This is a genomic window from Phenylobacterium haematophilum (assembly GCF_014196295.1).
GTDB classification, from domain to species: Bacteria; Pseudomonadota; Alphaproteobacteria; order Caulobacterales; family Caulobacteraceae; genus Phenylobacterium; species Phenylobacterium haematophilum.
The window spans coordinates 133,378-157,466 of record NZ_JACIDK010000003.1 but is presented as its reverse complement, the minus strand read 5'-3'; the positions used below and the strand labels follow the sequence as shown (position 1 = coordinate 157,466).

Annotated in this window: 24 protein-coding genes; 13 read left to right on the top strand and 11 right to left on the bottom strand. The window is 68.1% G+C overall.

All coding sequences use genetic code 11. The annotated features are described in order from the left end of the window. The first annotated feature begins 46 nt into the window (after positions 1 to 46). The 6 genes from GGQ61_RS11615 (at position 47) to GGQ61_RS11590 (ending at position 6,894) form a co-directional block, all read left to right on the top strand. Positions 47 to 1,270: an acyl-CoA dehydrogenase family protein gene (locus GGQ61_RS11615; RefSeq protein ID WP_183772799.1), complete on the top strand. Its 1,224-nt coding sequence runs from the start codon at positions 47 to 49 to the stop codon at positions 1,268 to 1,270. Positions 1,271 to 1,346: 76 nt separating this feature from the next. After that, on the top strand, positions 1,347 to 2,558 hold the full coding sequence (locus GGQ61_RS11610; RefSeq protein ID WP_183772797.1) for an acyl-CoA dehydrogenase family protein: 1,212 nt from the start codon (positions 1,347 to 1,349) through the stop codon (positions 2,556 to 2,558). Between the two features lie 75 nt (positions 2,559 to 2,633). After that, entirely contained in the window at positions 2,634 to 3,842 is a 1,209-nt protein-coding gene (locus tag GGQ61_RS11605; protein ID WP_183772795.1) for an acyl-CoA dehydrogenase family protein, read from the top strand. A gap of 97 nt (positions 3,843 to 3,939) precedes the next feature. Further along, on the top strand, positions 3,940 to 5,145 hold the full coding sequence (locus GGQ61_RS11600) for an acyl-CoA dehydrogenase family protein (protein ID WP_183772793.1): 1,206 nt from the start codon (positions 3,940 to 3,942) through the stop codon (positions 5,143 to 5,145). A gap of 43 nt (positions 5,146 to 5,188) precedes the next feature. Further along, positions 5,189 to 6,325 carry an acyl-CoA dehydrogenase family protein gene (locus GGQ61_RS11595; RefSeq protein WP_183772791.1) on the top strand — a complete coding sequence of 379 codons (1,137 nt, stop codon included), beginning with the start codon at positions 5,189 to 5,191 and terminating at the stop codon, positions 6,323 to 6,325. A gap of 41 nt (positions 6,326 to 6,366) precedes the next feature. After that, entirely contained in the window at positions 6,367 to 6,894 is a 528-nt protein-coding gene (locus GGQ61_RS11590) for an energy transducer TonB (RefSeq protein ID WP_183772789.1), read from the top strand. 165 nt (positions 6,895 to 7,059) lie between these two features. Here the strand turns inward: GGQ61_RS11590 and GGQ61_RS11585 are convergent, their stop codons facing one another. Next, on the bottom strand, positions 7,060 to 7,662 hold the full coding sequence (locus tag GGQ61_RS11585; protein ID WP_183772785.1) for a restriction endonuclease: 603 nt from the start codon (positions 7,660 to 7,662) through the stop codon (positions 7,060 to 7,062). A 311-nt stretch (positions 7,663 to 7,973) separates the two neighbouring features. On the opposite strand from GGQ61_RS11585, the gene GGQ61_RS11580 reads away from it, so the two are divergent. Further along, positions 7,974 to 8,741, top strand: coding sequence for a terminase small subunit-like protein (locus GGQ61_RS11580; protein ID WP_183772780.1), 768 nt, complete (start codon positions 7,974 to 7,976; stop codon positions 8,739 to 8,741). 104 nt (positions 8,742 to 8,845) lie between these two features. Here the strand turns inward: GGQ61_RS11580 and GGQ61_RS11575 are convergent, their stop codons facing one another. Beyond that, complete coding sequence (locus GGQ61_RS11575) at positions 8,846 to 10,666, bottom strand: aspartyl protease family protein (RefSeq protein ID WP_183772778.1); 1,821 nt, start codon at positions 10,664 to 10,666, stop codon at positions 8,846 to 8,848. Positions 10,667 to 10,864: 198 nt separating this feature from the next. On the opposite strand from GGQ61_RS11575, the gene GGQ61_RS11570 reads away from it, so the two are divergent. Further along, positions 10,865 to 11,734: an alpha/beta fold hydrolase gene (locus tag GGQ61_RS11570; protein WP_183772770.1), complete on the top strand. Its 870-nt coding sequence runs from the start codon at positions 10,865 to 10,867 to the stop codon at positions 11,732 to 11,734. Between the two features lie 64 nt (positions 11,735 to 11,798). Continuing rightward, the gene (locus GGQ61_RS11565; RefSeq protein WP_183772764.1) at positions 11,799 to 12,557 is read left to right on the top strand and encodes a glycosyltransferase family 2 protein; all 759 of its coding nucleotides are present in this window, start codon (positions 11,799 to 11,801) and stop codon (positions 12,555 to 12,557) included. On the opposite strand, the gene GGQ61_RS11560 is transcribed toward GGQ61_RS11565, so the two are convergent. The 3 genes from GGQ61_RS11560 to GGQ61_RS11550 form a co-directional block, all read right to left on the bottom strand. Continuing rightward, complete coding sequence (locus tag GGQ61_RS11560) at positions 12,554 to 13,438, bottom strand: hypothetical protein (RefSeq protein ID WP_246370813.1); 885 nt, start codon at positions 13,436 to 13,438, stop codon at positions 12,554 to 12,556. The genes GGQ61_RS11565 and GGQ61_RS11560 overlap by 4 nt on opposite strands. Positions 13,439 to 13,499: 61 nt before the next feature. After that, positions 13,500 to 14,162, bottom strand: a complete 663-nt coding sequence (locus GGQ61_RS11555) for a lysoplasmalogenase family protein (protein ID WP_183772759.1) — start codon at positions 14,160 to 14,162, stop codon at positions 13,500 to 13,502. A gap of 120 nt (positions 14,163 to 14,282) precedes the next feature. Next, complete coding sequence (locus GGQ61_RS11550; RefSeq protein WP_183772753.1) at positions 14,283 to 14,933, bottom strand: Type 1 glutamine amidotransferase-like domain-containing protein; 651 nt, start codon at positions 14,931 to 14,933, stop codon at positions 14,283 to 14,285. A 117-nt stretch (positions 14,934 to 15,050) separates the two neighbouring features. Between GGQ61_RS11550 and GGQ61_RS11545 the strand changes: the two genes are divergently transcribed. Next, complete coding sequence (locus GGQ61_RS11545; RefSeq protein ID WP_183772738.1) at positions 15,051 to 16,004, top strand: amidohydrolase family protein; 954 nt, start codon at positions 15,051 to 15,053, stop codon at positions 16,002 to 16,004. A 62-nt stretch (positions 16,005 to 16,066) separates the two neighbouring features. Next, positions 16,067 to 16,477, top strand: coding sequence for a YybH family protein (locus tag GGQ61_RS11540; protein ID WP_183772734.1), 411 nt, complete (start codon positions 16,067 to 16,069; stop codon positions 16,475 to 16,477). On the opposite strand, the gene GGQ61_RS11535 is transcribed toward GGQ61_RS11540, so the two are convergent. After that, positions 16,474 to 17,319: a bestrophin-like domain gene (locus GGQ61_RS11535; protein ID WP_183772731.1), complete on the bottom strand. Its 846-nt coding sequence runs from the start codon at positions 17,317 to 17,319 to the stop codon at positions 16,474 to 16,476. The genes GGQ61_RS11540 and GGQ61_RS11535 overlap by 4 nt on opposite strands. Positions 17,320 to 17,452: 133 nt before the next feature. After that, positions 17,453 to 18,955, bottom strand: coding sequence for a flavin-containing monooxygenase (locus GGQ61_RS11530; RefSeq protein ID WP_183772730.1), 1,503 nt, complete (start codon positions 18,953 to 18,955; stop codon positions 17,453 to 17,455). A 210-nt stretch (positions 18,956 to 19,165) separates the two neighbouring features. Between GGQ61_RS11530 and GGQ61_RS11525 the strand changes: the two genes are divergently transcribed. Further along, a complete protein-coding gene (locus GGQ61_RS11525) occupies positions 19,166 to 19,960 on the top strand; it encodes an SDR family oxidoreductase (RefSeq protein ID WP_183772725.1) in 795 nt (264 codons plus the stop codon). Here the strand turns inward: GGQ61_RS11525 and GGQ61_RS11520 are convergent. Continuing rightward, a complete protein-coding gene (locus GGQ61_RS11520; RefSeq protein ID WP_183772721.1) occupies positions 19,957 to 20,340 on the bottom strand; it encodes a group III truncated hemoglobin in 384 nt (127 codons plus the stop codon). The two genes, GGQ61_RS11525 and GGQ61_RS11520, sit on opposite strands and share 4 nt — an antisense overlap. Positions 20,341 to 20,746: 406 nt before the next feature. Here GGQ61_RS11520 and GGQ61_RS11515 point away from each other — a divergent pair, with 406 nt between their 5' ends. Further along, positions 20,747 to 21,544: an outer membrane protein gene (locus tag GGQ61_RS11515; RefSeq protein WP_183772718.1), complete on the top strand. Its 798-nt coding sequence runs from the start codon at positions 20,747 to 20,749 to the stop codon at positions 21,542 to 21,544. Positions 21,545 to 21,601: 57 nt separating this feature from the next. On the opposite strand, the gene GGQ61_RS11510 is transcribed toward GGQ61_RS11515, so the two are convergent. The 3 genes from GGQ61_RS11510 to GGQ61_RS11500 form a co-directional block, all read right to left on the bottom strand. Further along, positions 21,602 to 22,726: a hypothetical protein gene (locus GGQ61_RS11510; protein WP_183772717.1), complete on the bottom strand. Its 1,125-nt coding sequence runs from the start codon at positions 22,724 to 22,726 to the stop codon at positions 21,602 to 21,604. A gap of 105 nt (positions 22,727 to 22,831) precedes the next feature. Beyond that, on the bottom strand, positions 22,832 to 23,020 hold the full coding sequence (locus tag GGQ61_RS11505) for a hypothetical protein (protein ID WP_183772716.1): 189 nt from the start codon (positions 23,018 to 23,020) through the stop codon (positions 22,832 to 22,834). Positions 23,021 to 23,237: 217 nt separating this feature from the next. Then, positions 23,238 to 24,002: a hypothetical protein gene (locus GGQ61_RS11500; RefSeq protein WP_183772714.1), complete on the bottom strand. Its 765-nt coding sequence runs from the start codon at positions 24,000 to 24,002 to the stop codon at positions 23,238 to 23,240. Positions 24,003 to 24,089 lie beyond the last annotated feature (87 nt).

Below are 24,089 nucleotides of genomic sequence, written 5' to 3'. Positions count from 1 at the left end.
CGCTAATGTGCCCGCGCGTAAAGGCGTTCCGATACGGGAGGAATTCATGGCCGACTTTGGCGGCGGCGATCTCGATGCGTTCCGCGGCGAGGTGAAGGCCTGGCTCGAAGCCAACTATCCGCCCGAATTGCGCGATCCGAACGCCAGGACCGACCCTGAGGCGATTTGGGGCGGCCGCGCCTTCGCGGGCTCCGACGACCCGCAGATCGTCTGGATGCAGCGCATGGCGCAGCAGGGCTGGACGGCGCCGACCTGGCCCAAGGCCTACGGCGGCGGCGGCCTCTCGCCGCAGGAAGCCCGCATCCTCGACCAGGAGCTCAGCGCCGGCCGCTACCGTCAGCCGCTGGCCTCGTTCGGGATCTGGATGCTGGGTCCGGTGCTGCTCGAATACGGCACCGAGGAGCAGAAGCAGGAGTACCTGCCCAAGATCGTCCGCGGCGAAACCCGATGGTGCCAGGGCTATTCCGAACCGGGCGCGGGCTCCGACCTCGCCGGCCTGCAGACCAAGTGCGAGGACAAGGGCGACCATTGGCTGATCAACGGCCAGAAAATCTGGACTTCTTACGCCAACAAGGCCGACTGGTGCTTCTGCCTGGTCCGTACCGATACTTCGAAAAAGCACGAAGGAATCTCCTTCGTGCTTATTGATATGAAGACCCCCGGCGTCGAGACGCGGCCGATCCAGCTGATCTCGGGCGAGAGCCCGTTCTGCGAGACCTTCTTCACGGATGTGAAGCTGCCCAAGGCCGCCCTGGTCGGCAAGGTCAACGGCGGGTGGGAGATCGCCAAGCGCCTGCTGCAGTACGAGCGCCAGAACATCTCCGGCGGCTTCGGCGGCGGCGGCGGCGCGGGCGGCGCGGCCGGCGACCTCGGCCAGATCGCCAAGACCTACGTCGGCGCGGACGAAACCGGCGCCCTGGCCGATCCCGACCTGCGCACGCGCATCACCAAGAACAAGATGGACTTCGACTGCTTCTACAAGACCATCGCCCGCGTGGCGGCGGAGTCGAAGGCCTCCAACGGCCCCAGCGCCGCCACCTCGATCATCAAGTACGCCGCGGCGACCTTCGCCCAGGAGCGGTCGGAGCTGATGGTCGAAGCCATGGGCGCGCAGGGACTCGGCTGGGAGGGCGAGGCCTACACCCCGCTGGAGCTGACCGCGACCCACGGCTGGCTGCGCTCCAAGGGCAACTCCATCGAGGGCGGCACGTCCGAGGTGAACCTCAACGTGGTGTCCAAGCGGGTTCTCGGCCTGCCCGACCCCAAGTAAGTGTGAACGGCGGGGCCCTGTTCTTCGAGCCCCGTCCTTGATTTGATCGACCTGATTTCGAGAGGCGAGATTTCCCATGGCTGACTTTGGCGGCGACGACCTGCAGGCCTTCCGCAACGAGGCGGCGGCCTGGCTTGAGGCGAACTTCCCCAAGGCCCTGGCCGCCGATCCGGCCGCCCAGACCGCCAAGGCGAGCGGCGGCGAAGAGACGCCAGACGCGCTGGCTTGGCGCAAGGCCATGGGCGCCAAGGGCTGGGGCGTGCCGACCTGGCCGGCCGAATACGGAGGCGGCGGCCTGAGCCGCCAGCAGGCCCGCGTGCTGCACGAGGAAATGGCCAAGATCGGCGCCCGCAACCCGATCGGCGGCATGGGCGTGATGATGTTCGGCCCGACCCTGATCGAGTACGGCACCGAGGAACTGAAGCGCCAGCACCTGCCGGGCATCATCAACGGCGACGTCCGCTGGTGCCAGGGCTACTCCGAGCCCGGCTCGGGCTCCGACCTCGCCAGCCTGCAGACCCGCGCCGAGGACAAGGGCGAGACCTATCTGGTCAACGGCTCCAAGATTTGGACGAGCGGCGCGAATCTCGCCGACTGGTGCTTCTGCCTGGTGCGGACGGACACCTCGAAGAAGCATGAGGGCATCTCGTTCCTGCTGATCGACATGACCACGCCGGGCGTCGAGGTCCGTCCGATCCGGCTGATCAACGGCACCTCGCCGTTCTGCGAGACTTTCTTCACCGACGTCGTCGTCCCCAAGAACCAGCTGTTCGGCCCGCTGAACGGCGGCTGGACGGTGGCCAAGCGCCTGCTGCAGTTCGAGCGCGACAACATCTCGGCCGGCCTCGGCGGCGGCTCGATCGGCGCGCCGGTCAACGCCCTGACCGTCAAGAGCGCGGCGACCCAGTACGTCGGCCTCGACGAGACCGGCCGCCTGGCCGACAGCGACCTGCGCCGCCGCATCACCGAGCACCTGATGGAAGTGCAGAGCTTCCAGCAGACCGTCCGCCGCGCCGCCGACGAAGCCAAGGCCGGCAACGGCCCGTCGGCCGCCACCTCGATCATGAAGTACATGGGCGCCAAGGTGGCCATGGACCGCAACGAACTGATCGTCGAAGCGCTGGGCGCGGCCGGCGGCGGCTGGGAGGGCGAAGGCTACGAAGCCCCCGAACTGGCGGCCGTCCGCACCTGGCTGCGCTCGAAGGGCAACTCGATCGAAGGCGGCACTTCGGAGATCAATCTGAACGTCGTTTCGAAACGAGTGCTGGGCCTTCCCGATCCCAAGTGATTTCATAGACCGGCCCGGAAACGGGAGCGCGAACTATAATCGTCGCTAAGATAATGAATATTAGGGAGAATTTTCATGGCTGACTTTGGCGGCCCCGATTTGGAAGCCTTCCGCGCCGAAGCCAAGGAGTGGCTCGAGGCGAATTTCCCGAAGTCCCTGGGCAAGGACGTGGCGGCTCAGACCGCCGCGATCATGAGCCCGGAAGCCCCCACGGGCGACCACGCGCTCTGGAAGGAGCGCATGGGCGCCAAGGGTTGGGGCGTTCCGACCTGGCCGAAGGCCTATGGCGGCGGCGGACTCAGCGCCGCCGAGGCGCGGGTCCTGGCCCAGGAGATGGCCAAGATCGGCGCGGTGAACCCGATCGGCGGCATGGGCGTGGGCATGTTCGGCCCGACCCTGCTGGAATACGGCACCGAAGAACAGAAGCAGAAGTATATCCCCGACATCGCCACCGGTAAGGTGCGGTGGTGCCAAGGTTTCAGCGAGCCCGGCGCCGGTTCAGACCTCGCCTCTCTGCAGACGAAGGCGGAAGACAAGGGCGATCACTGGATCGTCAACGGCTCGAAGATTTGGACAAGCGGCGGCCAATACGCCGACAAGATCTTCTGTCTTGTCCGCACCGACCAGACCCGCAAGCATGAAGGCATCTCGTTTGTCGTCTTCGACATGCACCAGCCGGGCGTCGAAGTCCGCCCGATCCGCCTGATCGCCGGCAACTCGCCCTTCTGCGAGACCTTCTTCACCGACGTAAAGGTGCCGAAGGAAAACCTGATCGGCCCGCTGAACGGCGGCTGGACGGTGGCCAAGCGCCTGCTGCAGCACGAGCGCAGCGGCATGAACGGCGGCCGCGGCGGCGGCGGCGCCACCGTCTCGCTGGGCGTGCTGGCCAAGAAGTACGTCGGCGAGGACGAGAAGGGCCGCCTGGACGATCCGGATCTGCGCACCCGCATCATCCTCAACGAGATCGACCAGCGCGCCGTCGCCCAGACCGTGGTCCGCGCGGCGCTGGAGTCGAAGGGCAATTCCGGCCCGTCGGCCGCCACCTCGATCATGAAGAACGCCTTCATGAAGGCGACCCAGGACCGCGCCGAACTGACCCTCGAGGTCATGGGCCACCAGGGCCTGGGCTGGGAAGGCGACGCGTTCAGCGAGGAGGAGCGCACCGCGGTCCGCACCTGGCTGTCGGGCAAGGCCGGCTCGATCTACGGCGGCTCCAACGAAGTGCAGAACAACATTATTTCCAAGCGTATCCTGGGACTCCCCGACCTGACGCAGAACCACTAGGGTGATCCCGAACCAGGCCGTTTGCGCCATGTCATTTCGCATGGCGCGGGCGGCCGCGAGTTTTCAAACGACCTGATTTTTCTGGGAGACTATTTCAATGGCAGATTTTGGCGGCGGCGATCTCGACGCCTTCCGTTCGGAAGTGCGCGGCTGGGTCGAAGCCAACTTCCCCGCTTCGCTCAAGGGCAAGCCCAACCCGATGATGCGCGAAGAGCGCAGCAACCCGAGCCCGGACCAGGAAGCCTGGCGCAAGGCCGTGGGCGCCAAGGGCTGGGGCACCCCGACCTGGCCGGCCGAATACGGCGGCGGCGGCCTGTCGGCGGCCGAGGGCCGCGTGGTCATGCAGGAATTCCAGCGCGCCGGCGCCTACAACCCGATCGGCGGCATGGGCGTCATGATGTTCGGCCCGACTCTGCTTGAGTACGGCACCGAAGATCAGAAGAAAGAACACATTCCGCCGATCTGCCGCGGTGACCTTCAGTGGTGCCAAGGTTTCTCCGAGCCGGGCGCCGGTTCTGACCTGGCCTCTCTTCAGTGTAAAGCTGAAGACAAGGGCGATCACTTCGTGATCAACGGGCAAAAGATCTGGACTTCGGGCGCTCAATACGCCGACTGGTGCTTCTGCCTGGTGCGTACGGACACCAGCAAGAAGCATGAAGGCATCTCCTTCGTGCTGTTCACCATGCACCAGCCGGGCGTCGAAGTCCGCCCGATCCCGCTGATCGCCGGCAACTCGCCCTTCTGCGAAACCTTCTTCACCGACGCCATCGCCGACAAGAAGAACCTGGTCGGCCCGCTGAACGGCGGCTGGACCATCGCCAAGCGCCTGCTGCAGCACGAGCGTTCGGGCCTGTCGGGCGCCGGCGGCGGCGGCTATGCCGGCGGCCGCGGCCTGCCGAAGCTGGCCAAGGACTATGTGGGCGTGGACGAACAAGGCCGCGTGGCCGACAGCGACCTGCGCACCCGCATCATCCTGAACGAGATCGACGGCCGCGCCTTCCAGCAGACCGCCGTGCGCGCGATGATGGAAGCCAAGGGCAATTCCGGCCCGTCGGCGGCGACCTCGATCATGAAGAACGCCGGCACCCGCTGGATGCAGGACAAGGCCGAACTGACCCTCGAGATCATGGGTCACCAGGGCCTGGGCTGGGAAGGCGACGCCTTCACCGGCGAAGAACTGGGCGCCGTGCGCTCGTGGCTCGGCGGCAAGGCCACCACGATCTATGGCGGTTCGCAGGAGGTGCAGAACAACATCATCTCCAAGCGCATCCTCGGCCTGCCCGACCTGACGCAAAACAACTAACCATCAGAACAACCACAGAATTTTCGAGAATAGGATTTAAGACATGGCCGTTCTGAACGAAGAACAGAGCATGCTCCGCGACGCGGCGAAGAGCTGGGTCCAGGAAAAGAGCCCGGTCACCGCCTTCCGCAAGATGCGCGACTCGGGCGTCGAGCTCGGCTACGACGCCGCCGCCTGGAACGAGCAGGCCGAAATGGGCTGGGCCGGGGTCATCATCCCGGAAGACTTCGGCGGTTCGAACTTCGGCTACCTGTCGATGGGCCTGATCCTCGAGGAGATGGGCCGCACGCTCACCGCCTCGCCGCTGCTGGCCTCGGGCCTGGCCGCCGCCAGCGCCCTGATCCTGGGCGGCAACGACGCCCAGAAGGGCGAGTACCTGCCGAAGATCGCCGACGGTTCGCTGGTCGCCACGCTCGCCGTTGACGAAGGCGCTCACCACGCCCCGGAAAAGGTCGCGCTGGAAGCCAAGAAGTCGGGCGCCGGCTACACCCTGAACGGCAAGAAGACCTTCGTGCTCGAAGGTCCGGGCGCCGGTCTGCTGATCGTCTCGGCCCGCACCAGCGGCAAGCCGGGCGACAAGGACGGCATCAGCCTGTTCCTGGTGTCGGCCGACGCCAAGGGCGTGACCAAGCAGAACCTGAAGCAAGCCGACAGCCGCGGCGTCTCGAACATCTCGTTCGACAACGTCGAAGTGTCGGCCGACGCCCTGCTGGGCGAAGAGGGCAAGGGCTGGGACGTGCTGGAAGCGACCCTCGACCGCGCCCGCGCGGGCCTGGCCGCCGAAATGCTCGGCGCCGCGGTCCAAGCCTTCGAAACCACCCTCGACTACCTGAAGGTCCGCGTTCAGTTCGGCCAGGTCATCGGTTCGTTCCAGGCCCTGCAGCACCGCGCGGCCAAGATGTTCACCGACCTGGAACTGGCCCGCTCGGCCGTCGAAGCCGCCCTGGCGGCGATCGACGCCGGCAGCCCGGACGTGCCGGAGCTGGTGTCGCTGGCCAAGGCCAAGATGGGCGACGTCTTCCACCTCGTCTCCAACGAGATGGTCCAGATGCACGGCGGCATCGGCATGACCGACGCCCACGACGCGGGCTTCTACCTGAAGCGCGCCCGTGCGGCCGAGGCGGCCTATGGCAGCCAGTCGTATCACCGCGACCGCTACGCCCGCATCCAGGGCTACTAAGACCTTGAGCTTCGCGCCCCGGCCCGCCGGGGCGCGGGGTCATGGAGAGCAAACGAAACCCCGCGGGCACGAGCCGGCGGGGTTTTTGTTTGGGACTATTCAGCCTCCCACTACTGGCGGATCTGCTGGGCCGGCGCGCGCACCTATCGGCGATGCTCGACAACGCCCCTCTCATGGTGAAGCTTCACATCATGAAACCGCTCTTCATCATGTTGCTCGCCGCCGCGCCGGTCGCCGCGACCGCCGGGGAGCCCCCACCGGAAGCCTTACTCGCCAACCAGGTCGACTGGGCGCAGCTCCCTCGCGGAGAGGACTTTGCGCGTGTGTTTCCGGACTACGCCATGCGCAGCAACGTCGAGGGCCGGACGGAGCTCGTGTGCCGCATCACTCAGGCTCAGACCTTGGACAACTGCCGGGTGCTGAGCCAAGCGCCCGTTGGATACGCATTCGGCCAAGCCGGACTGGCGCTGTCTAGATACTTCAAGCTGAAGCCTCAGCAGACAAACCCCAGGGCAGTCGAAGGGGCGAGCGTGTTGCTCAAGCTGAGGTTCAACCTGCCAAAGGGGTAGCGCCCGTGGCCAAGCCTTCGAAACCACCCTCGACGACCTGACGGCCCGCGCGGTCGTGGAACCTCCCCGGAGGCGCGTTCCTAGCCGCTCAACCCCCTCCTATCTCCCGCCTCGTCCACTCTGGTGCTCCCTGCACGTCATGGCGCCAGCCTCTATCTGTGAGAGTCATGGCTGCGCCTTTATTTCTTTGAGCCAGCGCATCAGAGCCTCCCCGTTTTTCAGTTCCAGACGGTGCGGCATGATCTTCGCGAACTCGCTGTCCGGCTTGAGGATGCCCGGCTGGAAGTCTGAGGTGGTAGTGACGAGCCCCTTAGACGAATTTGGGTCCAGGCCAAGCACGCCGACCATCGCGCGGATGTCATCGTGAGTCACGAGATGCCCTGGCGCATATGCCTTTGTCTGCTCCAAGAAGCGGATCGAGCCGAACCCATGCTTGACGGCGATCACATCGCGCCCGCGATCACCACGCTGCGGTGTGAGCGTAATCTGATCAAAGCCAGCGCGCTCATAGGACGCCGCGATGAATTCCTCGAATTTTCGCGGGTGTTGAGCGAAGTGCGCAAGAAAGGCCGGATCTCTTTCCAAATGCTCCACAATTTCTAACCAGGGCAGCGCGACCGCGCGGACAAGCGCACCCTCGTCCGTCGCACCATTTGGCTGCACTAATTCGGCCTGAAGCAGCAGTTCCGGTCCACCGTTTGTGATCTTCGGCTGTGGACGCGCAGAACTGGGAATGATTCCAAGGCCGAGGCCGAGGCCTAACCGCATTGCACTCTCCCGAGTCGTGCCGAAGCAAAGTTAACATGCGCGGCAACCCTAGAAGGGGTCCCGTACCTCTTGGCACGGAAATGAGCGGTTGGATCGCTCATTTCGTGGGCCGCCATGCGGCATCGCTGAACACGCCGGCCCAGCGCGCGCAGCGAACCTCGCCAGTGCCTCCGATGAGCCAAACCGAGTCATCAGCTCACGCTCCCGCCGAGGCACCCGGAAGCGGAGCTTGGGATGACGGCTAGGAGCCCTAAGCAGCGCCCGCACGCCCACGTCCGCTTCCGACGCTCCGCCACGCGATGCTCCGCGCCATGGCCCGACCTCCGTCCCCGCCCCTGCCCGTCATCGACCACAAGGGCGGCGCCAAGGCGAGCCAGTACCATCCGAACCTCGGCTGGGAGATCTGCCAGCGGATGTGCGACGGGCTGACGATCCGGGAGATCGCCGCCGATCCGGCCATGCCGTCCTACGCCACCATCTTTCACTGGCGGAAGATGCATCCGGAGTTCGCGGCGATGTACGACGCCTGCCGCGACAAGCTGGCCTGGAAGCGGCAGATGGAGGCCGCCTCGCTGGCGCGGGCGACGGCGGCGCGGCGCGATCAGGATGTGGCGCGCGGCCTGCGCCGGCGGCGGCCGGCGGGGTCCGGGCGCAAGAGCACCTTTACGATGGAGGCGGCGCTGGCGGTGTGCGTGCGGCTGGCCGCCGGCCAGGCGCTGAGCGCCATCTGCGCGCGCCCGGACATGCCGTCGCTGAAGGCGGTCTATACCTGGCTGAAGCGGTTCCCGGTGTTCGAGGCCATGTACCTGGCCGCGCGCGAGGAGCAGCGCATGTGGCTGGAGCTGAAGATCGAGCATGTGGCCGGCTCGTGCCACTGGACGCAGGTCGGCGCGGCCATGGCCCAGGTGGCGCAGCTTCAGGAGCGGCTGGGACGGCTGACGCCCAAGCACTATCGGCCAGGCGGGCGGACGGCGCCGGTGGCGCTGAGGGACGAGGACGAGGCCGGTCCGCTGTTCGGCGACCACGGCGGGCGGGTGGCGCGCGGGCCTTGGCTGCACGGGCTGCTGGACGAGGACTGAGGCTTCTCGGGCGGGCGGGGCCGAGCTGCGTCCTGCCCCATCCGGTCGGTCCCGGTCTTCGGCGGCGCCGAAACCGGGATGACACACGAAGGCGTGGGCGAGCCTCAGTAGTAGTCCTTCAAGGTCAGCGGGACCTGGGCGCCGTCCTGCAGGGTCAGGGTCAGGACGCCGCCCGCCTTGGCGGTGCGCAGGGCGGTATAGCCGGCGACGCCGAGCTCTGAGGCCGGGCGGCCGTCGAGGGCGGTGATCAGCTGGCCGGCCTTCAGGCCCGCGGCCTCGGCCGGCGAGCCGGGGGCGACCAGGGCGATGGCGAGGCCGCCTTCGGCCGGGCGGACCAAGGCGCCGGCGCGGTCCTTGACGAACGGGGCGGCCAGGGCGTCGGGGCGCGGGGTCAGCAGCAGGCGGTTACGCGCATAGTCGGTGGTCAGGCCGAAGCGGCTGAGCACCGGCATGCCGACGTTGCCGGAGGTGTGGCCGATGTTGAAGACGCTGTTGTCCTCGTCGCCGAACACGGCGGGGATGTCGCGCACCTCGACGCCGCCGATGGCGATGGTCTTGACCGTGGCGATGGTGCGGGCGCGCGGCCCGCCGGCCCCGACCCCGCCGGAGAGGGTCTTGGACGCCGGGCGGCGGGCCAGCATCGCCTGGGGCTTCCAGTAGTTGGGATAGACCAGCATCGGCGAGCCGTTGCCGAGGTCGAAGTGCATGAGCACCGGGTCCGCACCCTCGATCGAGACCGGGATCGCGTGCAGGCCGCCGACATTGCTGACCGGGACGGCGACGGCGCCGGCCGGGGCCTGATAGCGCGCGGGGTCGTGGAAGGTGATGGTCTTGCCGGCGAAGTCGAGCTGGACGGTCAGGACGTTGAGCACCTCCTTGCCGAGGATGGCCGGCAGCGGGCGGCCGATGCCGGCGGCGATCGGCGAGAGGTCCATGAGCGCGACGGTGACGTCCTTCAGCTCCACCTCGCCCAGCGTCAGGGTGACGCCGCTGGCCAGCTCGGCGACGTCGCGCCCGCCGGTGCCGAGGGCGGCGACCAGGCCGTCGGGCTTGATGCCGAGCTTCTCGGCATAGGCCTTGTCGAGGACGGTGACCTCGGCCCCGCTGTCGAGCATGACCGGGGTGGCGACGCCGTTGACCGCGGCCGGGATGACGATGCGGTTGCCGAGGAAGAGCTCGAAGGCGAGCGGCGCGGTCGCCGCGCGGCCCTGCGGGAAGCTGTAGATCCGCCGCGGCTCCGGCCGGGCGAAGGCCGCCGCGTCGGGGGCCGGGTCGATATCGACCGAGGTCAGGGCGGTGGTCAGGGTCAGCGGCTCGCCCTGCGTCTGCTGGACCTGGCGGAACGCCATGCGCACGCCCTCGACCATGCGCCAGTCGGCGTAGCGGGTCGTGGTGGCCACGCCCTCGTCGGTCATGCGGTCGGCGAGCAGGGCGCCGCTGGCCGGGTCGAGCAGCAGCTCGTAGGCGCCGCCGCCGGTGAAGGCCACGCGCAGCACCTGGACCGGCTTGCCGTCGAAGGTCTCGTCGGGGGCGAGGGTCACCTGCCCATGGCGGCCGTCGAAGGCGTCGTCGAAGGCGGCCAGCCGGCGGCGGGCGGCCTCCTTGGCGGCGGGCTCGCCGGCGTCCTCGACCTGGCCGCTCAAGGTGACGGTCCAGCCGTCCTCGCCGATCAGGGCGCGGCGCATGTCGGCCGAGCCGACGGCGATGTGCTCGGCCAGGCGCCCCGGCTCGATGCGGCGCTCGACCGTCCCCTGATAGCGGCCGTTGTCCATGGTTCCGCGCACGGCCAGCCCTTGCGCCTTCGCGAACGGCGCGCCGCCGCGCCAGGCGACATAGCGGGCCAGGGCGTCGGCGGCGGGATCGGCGTGAGCGGCGGCCGGCGCCAGCAGGGCGACAGCGGCGGCGGCGGCGAGCAGGGACTTCATGGCTGGGGCTCCTGAAACAGCGCCGGCATTTGCGCCGCCCGAGCGCTGTTAGTCCAATTAAGCCGATGTAAGGATTGGCGTTTCCCGCCGATTTCGTCGTACCGGCGGCGGCTTTCGTCGATCCGCGGCTGCGCGAGACAGTGGAGCCTGCCGCGCAGGGGATGCTAAGGGCCTGCGTTCCGACAACGGAGAGTTCGCATGCACGGGCCAACGTCGCACTTCTACTTCTCGCAGCGCCTGCGCCTGCACTATGTGGACTGGGGCAACGAAGGGGCGCCGCCGCTGCTGCTGGTGCATGGCGGACGCGACCATTGCCGCAACTGGGACTGGGTCGCCGAGCGGCTGCGCGACCGCTATCACATCATCGCCCCGGACCTGCGCGGGCACGGCGACAGCGCCTGGGCGGTCGGCGGCGGCTACGACATGAGCGCCTATCTCTACGACATCGCCCAGCTGGTGCATCAGAAGGCGATGGCGCCGGTGACGATCATCTCGCACTCGATGGGCGCGGGGATCTCGCTGAACTACTGCGGGACGTTCCCCGACCAGGTGAAGAAGATCGTCGCCATCGAAGGCCTCGGCCCCTCGCCCAAGGTGATGGCCGAGCAGTCCAAGAAGAGCGTCGATGCGCGGCTGCGCGGCTGGATCGCCGACCGCCGCGAGAACTCCGGCCGCGCGCCGCGCCGCTACGCCAGCCTGGACGACGCCACCGCGCGGATGGCCGAGGAGAACCCGCACCTGTCGCCCGAGCAGGCCCGCCACCTGACCGTCTATGGCGCGCACCAGAACGAGGACGGCACCTTTTCCTGGAAGTTCGACAACCACGCCCGCTGGGGCGGCGTCGGAGGCCTCTCGCACGCCGACCAGCACCAGCTGTGGCGCAACATCACCTGTCCGGTGCTGCTGATGCGCGGCATGGAGTCGTGGGCCTCCGACCCGGTCGAGGACGGCCGGATCGAGAACTTCGCCAACGCCCGGCTGGTGAATTTCGAGGGCGCCGGCCACTGGGTGCACCACGACAAGCTGGACGAATTCATGCGCGAGACCGAAGCGTTCCTCGCCGAATAGCGCCCACGCCCACGCCCGGTCGGTGCAAGCGCCGCCGACCGCCGCGCGGGTCAGGCGTCATAGGATGTCGATGCAATCAGGATCGCTCGGGAGTTGGTTCGGCGGCGCCGGCGACCCGCAAATCCCCTACGACGTCGCCGTCGTCACCCCGAGCGTGCTGCGCCCGTCGCTGCTGAGGGCGCTGGCCTCGGTGTTCGCCCAGGATCTGAAGGGACGCATTCAGGTGCTGGTCGGCGTCGATGCGCCCACGCCCGCGCCGGCGGCGCTGCTGGAGCTGCTGGCGCAGCGCCCTGCGAACGTCGACGTGCTGATGCTGACGCTGCCCTATTCAACTTCGATCCGGCACGGCGGCGTCCATAGGGCGACCGACGGCGGGGCGCTGCGCACCATCCTGACATTCATGGCCAACGCCCGGCACGTGGCCTATCTGGACGACGACAACAGCTGGACCCGCGACCACCTCTCCGCCCTGCGCGGAGCGATCGAGGGCAAGGCCTGGGCCTACGGCCTGCGCATGCTGATCGAGGAAGACACCGGCCGCGAGCTGGGGGTCGACCGCTGGGATTCGGTGGGGCCTGACCGCGGCCGCTTCGCCGCGCGCGGCGGATTCGTCGACCCGAACTGTCTGATGATCGACAAGCTGATCGCCCTGCGCACGCTGGGGCGCTGGTCGCAGGGGCCGGGCATGCAGTCGGACCGGGCGTTCTTCGAGGCCATCCGCCTCAGCCCGCACGGCCACGTCCCGCGGCCGACGACCCGCTACTCGGTGCGGAAAGACAACGACGTCTTCAGCGCCTTCATGGCTCAGGGCGTCGAGTTCTAACGGCGCAGAGTCTTGCCGTGGGTGACGGCCGAACGCGCGTGGATCAGATCGCTCCAGGTCCAGTCGCCGTCGCCGAGCGCGATGTGGGCGCCGCCGGCCCCGTCGCGCAGCGAGATCAGCACCAGGCCGCGGACCCGTTCGGCGCGGCAGGCCTCGGGCGCATAGGCGATCTCCCAGGTCATGATCTCGCGCACGGCGGCCAGCCCGCCGCCTTCCTGGCCGGGATGGACCACCCAGTCGCCGTTCCAGACCATCACCGGCCGGCCGCGATGCGCGCCGGCCATCGCCGCCTGCACGCGGCGGTCCTGGCGCAGCTTGGCCTGCAGCCAGCGCAGCATGTCGCATTCGCCGCCGCCGGCTCCGTCGCCTGAGCCCGAGCCCGACCCGGCGCGGGCCGCGCCGGCGATCTGGGCGTCGGTGAGTTCGACCCCGGAGCCGACGCTGGCGACCTCGACCCGGCTGGCGGGGACGGTCTCGACCTCCGGCGGCGGCGGCCGCGGGGTCGGCCGGCGCTTGGGCGGCGGCTTGGCGGGAGTCGGCTTGGGGGTTTCGACCGGCGCGGCTGCCGGGGCCGGCGAGGGCTCCGGATCGGGAGCCGGCGGCGAGAGAATGGGGATCGGCTTGGGGATCTCGACCAGCTGCACGACCATCGGCGGCGGCTCCGGCTCGATGGGCTCGGACGGCGCCAGGATCATCGGCAGCACGATCAGGCCGTGAAGGACGACGCTAAGCGCCAGCACCACCGGCCGGCGGCGGCGCATCAGCCAGCCGCGCAGGGCGAGCTCGGCCCGGGCGATCGGGGGTAGGTCGTCGGTGATCGTCTCGCCCTCCCCTGGCGACAGCCTCGTCCGTGCGGCCCAACCGCGGCGAGCGCCCTGCATTGGGGGCGAAAGGGGCGGATTGTGGGCGGCCGCAGGGCGCCGAAAGGTCGCAGCTTGACCGTCAGAGCCGCCGCCCGCGGGTCAATCCGCCGACCACGCCCACGCAGATCAGGAACTGGCCGAAGTAGTAGAGGCCCCAGATCGCCAGCCCGACCCAGGCCGCGCCGGCCAGCGGTCCCGCCCGCCCGAAGATCAATAGGTCCGAGACCACGAACATCAGCGCGCCCAGCCCGACCAGCATACGAGGGAAGCGGCTGGTCCAGGCGCAGGCGGCCATGATCGCCAGGCCGAGCGAGTAGAGCGCCGCGCCGCCGCCGAGCGCCCGGTCGGTCGGCAGAAAATAGGCGGCGATCGCCGTGCCTGGCACCAGCACCGCGATCAGCAGCTTGTCGGCCAGGGTCAGGCCCCAACGGCGGTTGCGCAGATAGAGGCCGATCGCGACGAGATGGCCGACCAGGAAGGCGACGGCTCCGACATTGAGGCCATGGGTCTCGAGCAGGATGTCGCCGAGCGCGCCGAAGGCCATTACCGCGCAGATCAGCCAGCCGTCGAGGCCGCGCGCGCGCAAGCCGGCATGGACCGCCAGCAGCGCCACGCCGGCGCCTTTCCAGGCGGTCGCGGCCCATTCGGGAAAGCCGGCCAGGTTCCAAGAGGCGATGTAGCTGACGCCTGCGATCACCGATGCGGCCAGCACCAGCCAGGCGAGCGGATTGGTCCGCTCCATTCGCCTCACTCCCGCCGTTTTGCGACAGTCTAGCTTTGGGACGGCAGGCTCGTCACCACCAGGGCGAACCCCTATCGGCACACGGATCGTAAAGCGGGAAGCGGGCGGCCCGCGTACGCGCTACGCGCACACCTCGACCTCGTCCCCCACCCGCACGATGGCCTCGCCGTCGCGCAGTGTGCGATGAGCCAGGCCTTGGCGCGCCAGCCAGGCGGCGCTGACCGAGGCCGCGTCGGCCTCCGGATGCTCGGAAGCGAAGTGCGGGACGATGACGAAATCGACCAGGCCGAGGCCGTCATAGATCGGGGCCGGGGCGTAGCCGTCGGCGACCTCGTCCGGCGCGTCCATGAGGTCGATCCCCCGCAGGCTCGGACCGGCCACGCAGGCGCCCGCGCTCCAGCCGCCGTAGGCGAGGCTGTCCTCAGCCAGTCGACGCTGCAGGATGGCGTCGAGTCCGCTCTGGGCCATGGCCCGGCGCAGCAGGAAGGCGTTGCCGCCCACCGCCCAGACGAGGCCGACATCGGCAAGGTCGCGCTCCAGCCCGGCCGCCTCGCCGAACCAGCGGCGCAGATCAAGGTCGAAAGGCGCGAAGCCCATGTCCGCCAGGTCGGCCAGCGGGTCGTGGACGTTGCGGGCATAGGACCTGCGCGACTCCTCCGGGACCAAGTCGAGGGCGTTGGACACCATCGCCACCCGCGCCCCGGGCGGGACCAGGGCTGTGAGACGCTCGACCGCCGAGCCGAAGCGGTAGGAGGAGAGGTAGAGGCGCATGTGCGCAACATGAGCCTGCGTCTTGCATGACGCCAGCGCTTCCCTGCCGCGCATAGCGGGCTAGGGTGCGCCGCATAAGGGCGCTGAGCCCACCGATTCATTAGGAACGAAACGCCCATGATGATCATCGATTTCGAATGCGACACCCCGACCAAGGAAGCGGTCGAGGACACAGTCCGGCTCATCAAGTCGGGCCGCGGGTTCGACAAGGAAGGCTACGCCCAGCACATGGCGCCCGGCTGGGCCGCCCAGATCGGCATGAGCCTCGAGGAGTTCAACGCAGCCAAGGAACGCGACGGGCTGACCAGCCTGGCGCTGAAGCTCTGCGAGGTCGATATGACCCGGGCGATGAGCCACGAGCAGGTGATCGGCATGCTCGACACCGCCCAGGTCCGCTACGCCTGCATCGGCAACGCCGGACGTCGGGCCAGCAACGAGGACGTCGCCAAGTTCGCGGCCGAGTATCCCGACCGCCTGATCCCCTGGTTCCGCATCTGGGGCGACGAGGGCGAGGAGGGCGTTGCGGCGCTTGAGCGCGGCGTGCGCGAGTGGGGCTGCAAGGGCTTCGAGATCTCGTCCTACCGTGAGGAGCGCTACATCAACGATCCGGCCTACTGGCCCTTCCTGGCCAAGTGCGTCGAGTTGGACATCCCGGTTCGGATCACGGTCGGCCTGCACCTGCTGTCGGACCGCCCGTACGACTATGCGCACCCGAAATACCTGGACGAGGTGGCGGTGCGGTTCCCGGAGCTGAAGATCGTCGCCGGGCTGACCGGCTGGCCGTGGGTGGACGAGGCCTGCGCGATCGCCTCGCGCCATAAGAACGTCTACATCGACTTCGCCTGTAAGCGGGTGAAGCACCTGCTGGCGCCCGGCGCCGGCTATGAGGCGCTGATCTATTACGGAGCGCGCAACCTGCAGGACAAGATCATCTTCGCCACCGGCTGGGGCACCCAGATGGTGCCGCTGCACCAACTGGTCGCCGAGACCGATGAGCTGCCGCTGAAGCAGGCGGTCCGCGAGAAGTGGATGGGCGGCAACGCCGCCCGCGTGCTGGGTCTGGACCGCTGAGGCTGGCCCCTCTCCTGCTGGCGGCGGCGCTGATCGCGCCGCCCGTCGAGGCTGCGCCCCGGTTGACCGAGGCGCAGGCGCGGGCCTTCGCCAAGAATCAGGAGGCGGCCTGGAACGCCCGCGATCTGGACGCCTACTTCGCGCTCTTCACCAGGGATGCGGTGTTCGTCGACCAGACCCGCGACGTGAAGCACGGCGGCATGATCCCCTATGGGACCAGCACCCTGCCCAAGGCCCGCGCCCAGGCGGCCAAGTTCCTGGCGGGGGCGACCTCGATCGAGCGGGGCACGATCGACAAGGTCGAGATCTCGCAGGATGGGACCAGCGCACGGTTGGTCGGGCGCGAGGTGACGACGGTTCAGAGCAAGGGCCGCACGCGCAAGGCGTGCGCCGACACCGAGCAGACCCTGGTGCTGGTCGGCGGCCAGATCCGCTCGAAGGGCCAGACCGACACCATCACCCGCTGCCGCTAGCGGACCGTAGCGGGGGGCTCCGGCGTCAGCCAGCGATCGTAGGTGGCCGGCGGGGTGGTCTTGAGGGTCTGCAACGTCCACTGCATCGGCAGCTGACTTTCGCGGATGCCGCCCCGGGTCGGGCGGTCGATGTCGACGATCAGCAGCATCGACATCCAGAGAAGCCCCAGCATGAACACCGCGGCTGCCCGTCCGCGCGGGCCGGCGAACACATAGCCCAGCACCCCGGCGGTGACGGCCAGATAGATCACCAGCACCACGAACACCTCGGTCGGCACCCGCACCGTCCGCGCTGCCTTGCGCGAGGTGTCGAGGTCGATCAACGTGTTCATGCTGTCGACATAGGCGCTGGAGAAGTCGAGCCCCTTGATCGACTGGAAGCCGGCGGCGGTCGCGGCCCAGAGGTCCGTGACGATCCTGTTGTTCCTGGCGAGCAATTGCGGGTTCTCGGCCACCGAGCTCTGGCCGAGCGCCACGCGATTCTCGGTGTAGTCGATCAGCAGGGCGCTGATCCGCTCGCGGTGCGGCTGGGGCAGCAGCTGCGTGCGCAGGTAGGCGGTGCCGATGGCGTTGGCTTCCTGTAGGACCAGGGACCGGCGCGCCTCGAAGCGATCGACCGCCAAGGCGAAGGTGAAGCCGAGCAGCAGGGCCAGCAGGCCCAGAACGGCCGAGACGACGTAGCCTTCCTGACCGTCATCGTCCTTTCCGGTTCGGCGAGGATCGCGGTCGTGGAGGTGGCGAATGACCAAGCCGGCGGCGAGACCGGCGGACAACAGCAGCAGGACGACGACACCCAGCACCAGCAGCGGAGCACCGTCCACCCAGCCCTTGAGAACGTCCATGAGCGCCTCCTGAAGCGGGAGGCAGGATCATGCGGTCAAGCCTGGGGGCCTATCGGGCGAAACCCGGACACGGCGTCTCAGCCGGGCCCGAATGAAAGGCGGCGCCTCCCAGGGGGAGACGCCGCAAGCCGGATCAACTGTAGACGAGGGCCGGTTCGTCGAGGTCGACGTTCGGCAGCTCGTCCTTCTCGGACCAGTAGTCCTGGGTGTGGCGCCACTCCGGCTTGTCCAGGCTCTTGGGCAGGAGGTGCATGCCGCGCATCAGATAGCCGGGATTGAAGTTCTCCGGGTCGATCCACGGGCGCAGTTCTTCGCCCTGGTCCTCTGGCCGCAGGGCCGGGGTCACGGTCTTGTAGCCCTTGTCCTGCATGTGGCCGAGCAGGCGGGCCACGAAGTCGCCCATCAGGTCGGCGCGTAGGGTCCAGGAGGCCCGGAAGTAGCCGAACACCCAGGCCAGGTTCGGCACGCCGGTGAACATCATGCCGCGATAGGTGACAGTCTTGGACCAGTCGACCGGCTTGCCGTCGACCGCAAACGGGATGTCGCCCATGACGCTGAGGTCGAAGCCGGTGGCGCTGATGACGATGTCGGCCTTCAGCTCCTCGCCGGACTTCAGCAGGATGCCGTTTTCGGTGAAGCGCTCGATCTCGTCGGTGACCACCGAGGCCTTGCCCGAGGCGATGCCGCGGAACAGGTCGCCGTCCGGGATGAAGGCGATGCGCTGGCGCCAGGGGCGGTAGCTGGGGGTGAAGTGCTTGTCGACGTCGAACTGGTCGCCGAGGAAGGCGCGCACGCCGCCGAGCAGCTCGGCCTTGACCGCCTCGGTCTCTTCCATCGCCCGCTTGGTGAAAGCCGCGCCGTCGAACAGGCGCTTGCGGCGGACGATCTCGTGCACCCAGGTCTCGTCGATCTGCAGCTGGCGCAGGGTGTCGGCCAGTTCGTCGACATTGCGGCCCGGCACGAACCAGGTCGGCGAGCGCTGCAGCAAGGTCACGTGGGCGGTCTGGTCGGCGATGTTCGGCACCAGGGTCGCGGCGGTGGCGCCCGAGCCGATCACGATGACGTTCTTGCCCTTCAGGTCGATGTCGTCGGGCCAGGTCTGCGGATGGACGATCTGGCCCTTGAAGTCGGCCATGCCCGGCCACTGCGGCGTGTAGCCCTGATCGTGCTTGTAGTAGCCCTGGCACATGAACAGGAAGTTGGTGGTGAACTGGGTCTTGGTCCCATCGGTGCGCACCACGTCGACGGTCCAGAGGTTGTCGGCGCTGGACCAGTTGGCGTCGACGATCTTGTGGCCGTAGCGGATGTGCCGGCCGAGGTCGTTCTCCTCGATCACCTCGTTCATGTAGCTGAGAATCTCGGCGGCGGTCGCGATCGGCGCGCCCGTCCAGGGCTTGAAGCGGTAGCCGAAGGTGTAGAGGTCGCTGTCCGAGCGGATGCCCGGATACTTGTGCGTCACCCAGGTGCCGCCGAAGGTGTCCTTGCTCTCCAACACCACGAAGCTGGTCCCGGGACGCTGGGTCTGCAGGTGATAGGCCGCGCCGACGCCGGAAATCCCGGCCCCGACGATGAGCACGTCGAAGTGTTGGACGGCGGCGGAAGCCGGACGCTCGGCGATCATGTCGGTGGCGGTCATCTGTTTCCTTGCCCTGGGTGCGGACCGCTCGCCGCGGCCTCTAGGTTATCGGTGATAATGAACAAGCCGCGGACCCCGCGTCAAGCGCCCGCGTGACGCACGCCAAACCCATTTTTCGAAAACAGAAGCTCCGTGGGGTCAGGCTTTCTTCGCCGGCCGCGCCAGGGATAAGCTCGACGCCAACCAAGGGACGGAACAAGGAGCAGGAACATGAGCCAGGAACTGGCCGGCAAGGTCGCCTTCGTGGCGGGCGGATCGAGCGGCATCAACCTCGGCATCGCCAAGCGGTTCGCCGCCGCCGGAGCCAAGGTGGCGATCATCAGCCGCAGCCCCGAGAAGATCGAGGCGGCCGCCAAGGAGGTCGCCGCCTTCGGCCCCTGCATCGGCATGGCCGCCGACGTGCGCGACTACGCGGCGGTCGAGGCGGCGCTGAAGCGGACCCACGACGAGTTCGGCCCGATCGACATCGTGCTGTCCGGCGCGGCGGGAAACTTCGTCGCCCCTGCCCTGGGCATGAGCGCCAACGGCTTCAAGACCGTGGTCGACATCGACCTGATCGGCACGTTCAACGTGCTGCGCGCCTCGTTCGAGTTCTTGAACCGACCGGGCGCCTCGCTGATCTCGATCACCGCCGGTCAAGCCGAGCGCGCCTCGATGTTTCAGGCCCACGTCTGCGCGGCCAAGGCCGGGATCAACATGCTGACCAAGTGCCTGGCGCTGGAATGGGGTCCGGCCGGGGTGCGGGTCAACGCCATCTCGCCGGGTCCGATCGCCGACACCGAAGGCATGGCCCGACTGGCCCCTACCCCGGAGGCCGAGGCCCGGGTCACCAGCCGCAACCCGATGCGCCGCTATGGCCAGAAGGACGAGATCGCCGACATGGCCATCTTCCTGTCGACGCAGAAGGCCGCCTATGTAAACGGCGCGATCATCCCGGTCGACGGCGGCAGCGGGGCCGGCGACGCCAGCGGCAACGCGCTGGGGAACTACGCGTCGGTCTACTAGTTCGCGGCCGCCTGATCTTCGGACGGGCGATAGAACATGCCGAGCTTGAAGCTCTCGGCGATGCGGCCGGCCCGGGTCTGCAGCGCCTGGGCGATCGGCGGGACATAGGTCTCGTCGGTCGCCTCCTTCCACAGCGCCAGCCAGCGGTCGAACATCGGCGGGGTGATCGGCTGGCGCATGTGCTTGGCCATCGGCCGGCCGGTGAAGCGCCCGACCCCGAGCAGGCCGGCGGCCCAGAACTGGGCGATGTGGTCCAGGTGATGGTCCCAGTCGTCGATGGCGGCGTTGAACACCGGGCCGATCAACGCGTCCGCGCGCGCGCGGCCATAGAAGCGGCCGACCAGTTCGCGCAGGTTCTCGGGCGTCACTTGCGAATGCATGGCCGCCAGATAGGGCGCGGGGCGCGGCGGCGGTAGTCCGGAAATGTCCTGGCGCCGATCGGGGCCGACGTTCGAGCGCACGGCCGCCGGATCGCACGAAGCCGAATTCCGACCTCGTTTGACATCAAACGACCGATCCGTACGGTTTTTTTCAGGTGCAAGCGGCACGGAGTTGCGTCGCAGGGCGCTATGTGCGGCCGGACCGACGGCTTTCGAGGCGAAATCTTGCCGTTTCGGCGCCGGCCATGGGTCACCAATAACGCATTTCAAGGGGCGTGGCGCAAACTGTGACTGACCGGTCACACCACTCGCAGACCGGTGAAATGCAAGGGGTTCCGCCATTGTGACGGAGCCATGACAGGCATAGCTGGGGTCCAGTGTTTCAAGCCCAAAAGGGGACAAGAACGTGAAGACCCAACTGATCGCGACGGCCGCCGCGGCCGCCTTTTTCGCGCTGACCGGCGCCGCCCAAGCCCAGACCGTCGGCCATGTCGGCGCCAACTATAGCCGCGCCGAAATCGACGCCGGCGCGCTCGGCGACACCGACGCCGACGTGTTCCAAGGCGAAGGCGCGGTGGCGTTCGACGTCGGCTCGTCGCTGCGCGGCGCCGTCGATGGTTCGGTGACGAACTTTGACGCCGATGGCGGCGACGCCACCACCTGGGCCGTGACCGGCCACCTGAACAAGACCTTCGACGGCGGCCTGGCCGGCGGCTTCCTGGGCGTGAACAAGAGCGACGACGTGACCCTGTGGGCGGTCGGCGCCGAAGCCCAGTTCAACGTCTCGCCGAAGACCACCCTGTACGGCCAAGTCGGCTACGGCCAATCGGACGACCTGGACGATGTGGACTTCTGGGCCGGCCGCGCCGAGCTGCGCTACTTCATCACCGACACCTTCAAGGTCCAAGGCGCCGCCGGCTACACCAAGGCCGACGCCAAGGGCGGCGACCTCGACATGTGGAACATCGGCGCCGACGCCGAGTACCAGTTCGCCGGCACCCCGTGGAGCGTCACCGGCGCCTACGAGCACGGCGAGATGGACGACGCGGACCTGAAGGCCGACACCTTCAAGATCGGCCTGCGCTACACCTTCGGCGGCACCCTGCGCGACCGCGACCAAGCCGGCGCCTCGCTGGGTTCGACCACGAACCTGTTCGGCGGCACGCTCGGCCAGGGCGTGATCGCCGCGGTCGGCGCGTTCTAATTACGAACGCCAATATCGGACGCAAGGACGCCCCCGGCCTCGGCCGGGGGCGTTTTCTTATGCGATGTGCAGCGGCTCGACGCTGACGGTGTTCAGGCTGGCCTCGAAGTCCATGAAGATGTCGATCAACTCATCGACGGCGATCCGGGGCAACTGGCCGGCCGGGAAGCGGAAGCGCCAGAAGCTGGCGACATGCTCGATGGCCGAGAGCCGCTCGCCAAGGCTGTTGAACATCGCCGGCGCACGCAGCAGGAACTCGCGGAACGCCACCGGGTCGCTGCGCTCGGTCATCGCCAGGTAGGCGGTGTCGTAGGCCGCCAGAGATTCCGTCACCGCCGTCGTGGCCGAGAAAATCCAGCCGCGCAGGTCCTTCTTGATGCGGGTGATATAGACCCGGTCGTCGGGCTCCATCGGCCCGACCGGGCGGATCAACGCGATCTCGTCGACCACCTTGCGGATCCGCGGCAGCAGGTCGCGCAGCTGCCATTTGTAATAAAGGAAGGCCTTCCAGCAGAACACGCCCTCGCGGAACTGCTGGGCGTCCATGTTCATCACCCGGCGCAGCGGCTCGAGTTCGGCGCTGCCTGCGTCCGACAGCAGCTTGGACAGCAGCGTCGCCGACTTGGCCGCGAAGGCGTGGCCCGAGCCGAACGACATACGCACCAGCGGCTCGAGTTCCAACCGGGCCGAAGCCGACATGCGCTCGACGTCGCCGTCGGAGAGGTTGAAGTAGCAGGCGGCGGGCGTGAAGCCGTTGGTCTTCAGGCTCTCGCGCATCAGGAACGGATCGAGCGAGGGTAGACCGGAGATGATGTCGAGCACCAGCCGGTCGCGGGACCCGCGCCGCAGGTCTTCGGCGAAGGACGCAGCGGCCACTTCCTCGAAGTCGCGCTGGCCGACGAACAGGAAACGCGCGCCGTAGCGCAGCTCGCGCTCGGCGATCGGCAACAGTATCTTGGTCGCGGTCTGCACCGGATAGTCGAAGAGATCGACCTCGCTGCCGCGCACACGGTGCTTGAGGATCATGCTGCGGTTCAGCAGCGAGTTGCGGAAAAACGGGTTCTCCTGGTGCTCGGGCTTGCCGCCCTCGCGCTGGGCGATCTGCCACAGATTAAGCACGCGGGAAGTCGCGGCGCTTTTCCTCAGGTACTCGAGGCTGCGATAGGTACGATCACGCGACACGGTTAATCCCCCAGATTCCGCGTCGTAGAGTCGCGCGCGGTCCGCTTCAAGCCGCAATCAACAATTGCCACGGCGCAAACGTCCGCCCGCCCAAATGCGCGGCGGTCAGACGCGCACGTCGAAGGTGCGGCCTTCTTCGCGGCTTTCCACCGGGCGGCTGGGCACGACCCGCGCTTCGTCGGCGAAGCCGAGGTCCTGAAGAGTCTTGGCCAGATGCGTCGCCGCCGTCTGCGTCATCGGCGCCGCGCGGGACCAGAGCCCCTCTCCCAGAAAGTGAAACTCCACCTTGAACATCGGACGACCCTTCTAGTCGCGACGTAGGGGAAGCTTGCGCCTGCATGGTTATCGAGAGGTTAAATATACGGAAGTTCCGCGAACTTTGTTCGCTGAACGCCATCGGCGTGCCGCAATGATCACAAGTCAAAAGGGGCTCGACTCACGACGAAACCCCTTGCAGCGCGCCGTTTTAGCGGCGCGCCGTCAACTTGAACCTGATCGGGCGGATAGGCCGTCAGGCCTGCTGAGTCGCCCCAAGCGGCAGCGGCATCGGGGCGCCCGGCGGACGGCCGATCCAGATCTGACCAGAGCGGGCCATCACCTCGCCAGCACCGTCGAACAGCGCCACGCCGGCGAAGTGCTTGCGCCCCTCAACCTCGCGCGCCCAGGCGACGACGACGTAGGACTCGCCCGCCTTCGGCTTGCGCAGCACCTCGCCGGCCATGGTGCCGAGCAGGCCGACCGGAGAGCCAGCCTTGATCCACCACGCCATCGAGCCCGAGCAGTCGAGCGCGCCCCAGGTCACTTCGTCGGGGATATCGCCATTAGCGTCGGCGAAGTTGGCGTGCGGGGTCCAGACACCAGCGCAGTGGCCGGCCGGAGCGCCGTCGATCTGGCCGACGAACACGCCGAGGCCTTCGCCCGCCTCGCGTTCGACGCAGCAGGAAAAGCAGCCGCGGTGCAGCGAGCGGGTGGCGAACGGCGAGGCCGCGCCGAAGGCCCGCGCCTCCTCGATGCTCGGCGGCGCCGGCGGCGGAGTAGGAATCTGGCTGTCCTCGGCCGGGCGGGCCGAGCCAAGCACGGCGCCCTCGGCATTGACCAGCAGCACGCCTTCGCCCTCGCCGGGCTGCAGGGTCACGGCCGTGTCCAGCGGCACGCCCGCGCGCAGCATCGCCACGCCGCGGCCTCCGACCGCGTTGGAGAGCACGCCGCAGATGTAGCCGCCATTGGCCGTGAAGGGAGGTCCCCGGAATTGGCGGGGAACGACGATCTCGCTCATCGAAATGATCTCAACTTTGAATCGGCAGTCGAAAGAATTCGACCATCATGGCCCAGGCGGCGGCGCTCTGGGAAGCGTGACGCAAGG

Coding starts and splice junctions, on each gene's coding strand:
- GGQ61_RS11615 (WP_183772799.1), top strand. CDS start 47: ATGGCCGACTTTGGCGGCGGCGATCTCGATGCGTTCCGCGGCGAGGTG.
- GGQ61_RS11610 (WP_183772797.1), top strand. CDS start 1,347: ATGGCTGACTTTGGCGGCGACGACCTGCAGGCCTTCCGCAACGAGGCG.
- GGQ61_RS11605 (WP_183772795.1), top strand. CDS start 2,634: ATGGCTGACTTTGGCGGCCCCGATTTGGAAGCCTTCCGCGCCGAAGCC.
- GGQ61_RS11600 (WP_183772793.1), top strand. CDS start 3,940: ATGGCAGATTTTGGCGGCGGCGATCTCGACGCCTTCCGTTCGGAAGTG.
- GGQ61_RS11595 (WP_183772791.1), top strand. CDS start 5,189: ATGGCCGTTCTGAACGAAGAACAGAGCATGCTCCGCGACGCGGCGAAG.
- GGQ61_RS11590 (WP_183772789.1), top strand. CDS start 6,367: ATGGAGAGCAAACGAAACCCCGCGGGCACGAGCCGGCGGGGTTTTTGT.
- GGQ61_RS11585 (WP_183772785.1), bottom strand. CDS start 7,662: ATGCGGTTAGGCCTCGGCCTCGGCCTTGGAATCATTCCCAGTTCTGCG.
- GGQ61_RS11580 (WP_183772780.1), top strand. CDS start 7,974: ATGGCCCGACCTCCGTCCCCGCCCCTGCCCGTCATCGACCACAAGGGC.
- GGQ61_RS11575 (WP_183772778.1), bottom strand. CDS start 10,666: ATGAAGTCCCTGCTCGCCGCCGCCGCCGCTGTCGCCCTGCTGGCGCCG.
- GGQ61_RS11570 (WP_183772770.1), top strand. CDS start 10,865: ATGCACGGGCCAACGTCGCACTTCTACTTCTCGCAGCGCCTGCGCCTG.
- GGQ61_RS11565 (WP_183772764.1), top strand. CDS start 11,799: ATGTCGATGCAATCAGGATCGCTCGGGAGTTGGTTCGGCGGCGCCGGC.
- GGQ61_RS11560 (WP_246370813.1), bottom strand. CDS start 13,438: ATGCAGGGCGCTCGCCGCGGTTGGGCCGCACGGACGAGGCTGTCGCCA.
- GGQ61_RS11555 (WP_183772759.1), bottom strand. CDS start 14,162: ATGGAGCGGACCAATCCGCTCGCCTGGCTGGTGCTGGCCGCATCGGTG.
- GGQ61_RS11550 (WP_183772753.1), bottom strand. CDS start 14,933: ATGCGCCTCTACCTCTCCTCCTACCGCTTCGGCTCGGCGGTCGAGCGT.
- GGQ61_RS11545 (WP_183772738.1), top strand. CDS start 15,051: ATGATGATCATCGATTTCGAATGCGACACCCCGACCAAGGAAGCGGTC.
- GGQ61_RS11535 (WP_183772731.1), bottom strand. CDS start 17,319: ATGGACGTTCTCAAGGGCTGGGTGGACGGTGCTCCGCTGCTGGTGCTG.
- GGQ61_RS11530 (WP_183772730.1), bottom strand. CDS start 18,955: ATGACCGCCACCGACATGATCGCCGAGCGTCCGGCTTCCGCCGCCGTC.
- GGQ61_RS11525 (WP_183772725.1), top strand. CDS start 19,166: ATGAGCCAGGAACTGGCCGGCAAGGTCGCCTTCGTGGCGGGCGGATCG.
- GGQ61_RS11520 (WP_183772721.1), bottom strand. CDS start 20,340: ATGCATTCGCAAGTGACGCCCGAGAACCTGCGCGAACTGGTCGGCCGC.
- GGQ61_RS11505 (WP_183772716.1), bottom strand. CDS start 23,020: ATGTTCAAGGTGGAGTTTCACTTTCTGGGAGAGGGGCTCTGGTCCCGC.
- GGQ61_RS11500 (WP_183772714.1), bottom strand. CDS start 24,002: ATGAGCGAGATCGTCGTTCCCCGCCAATTCCGGGGACCTCCCTTCACG.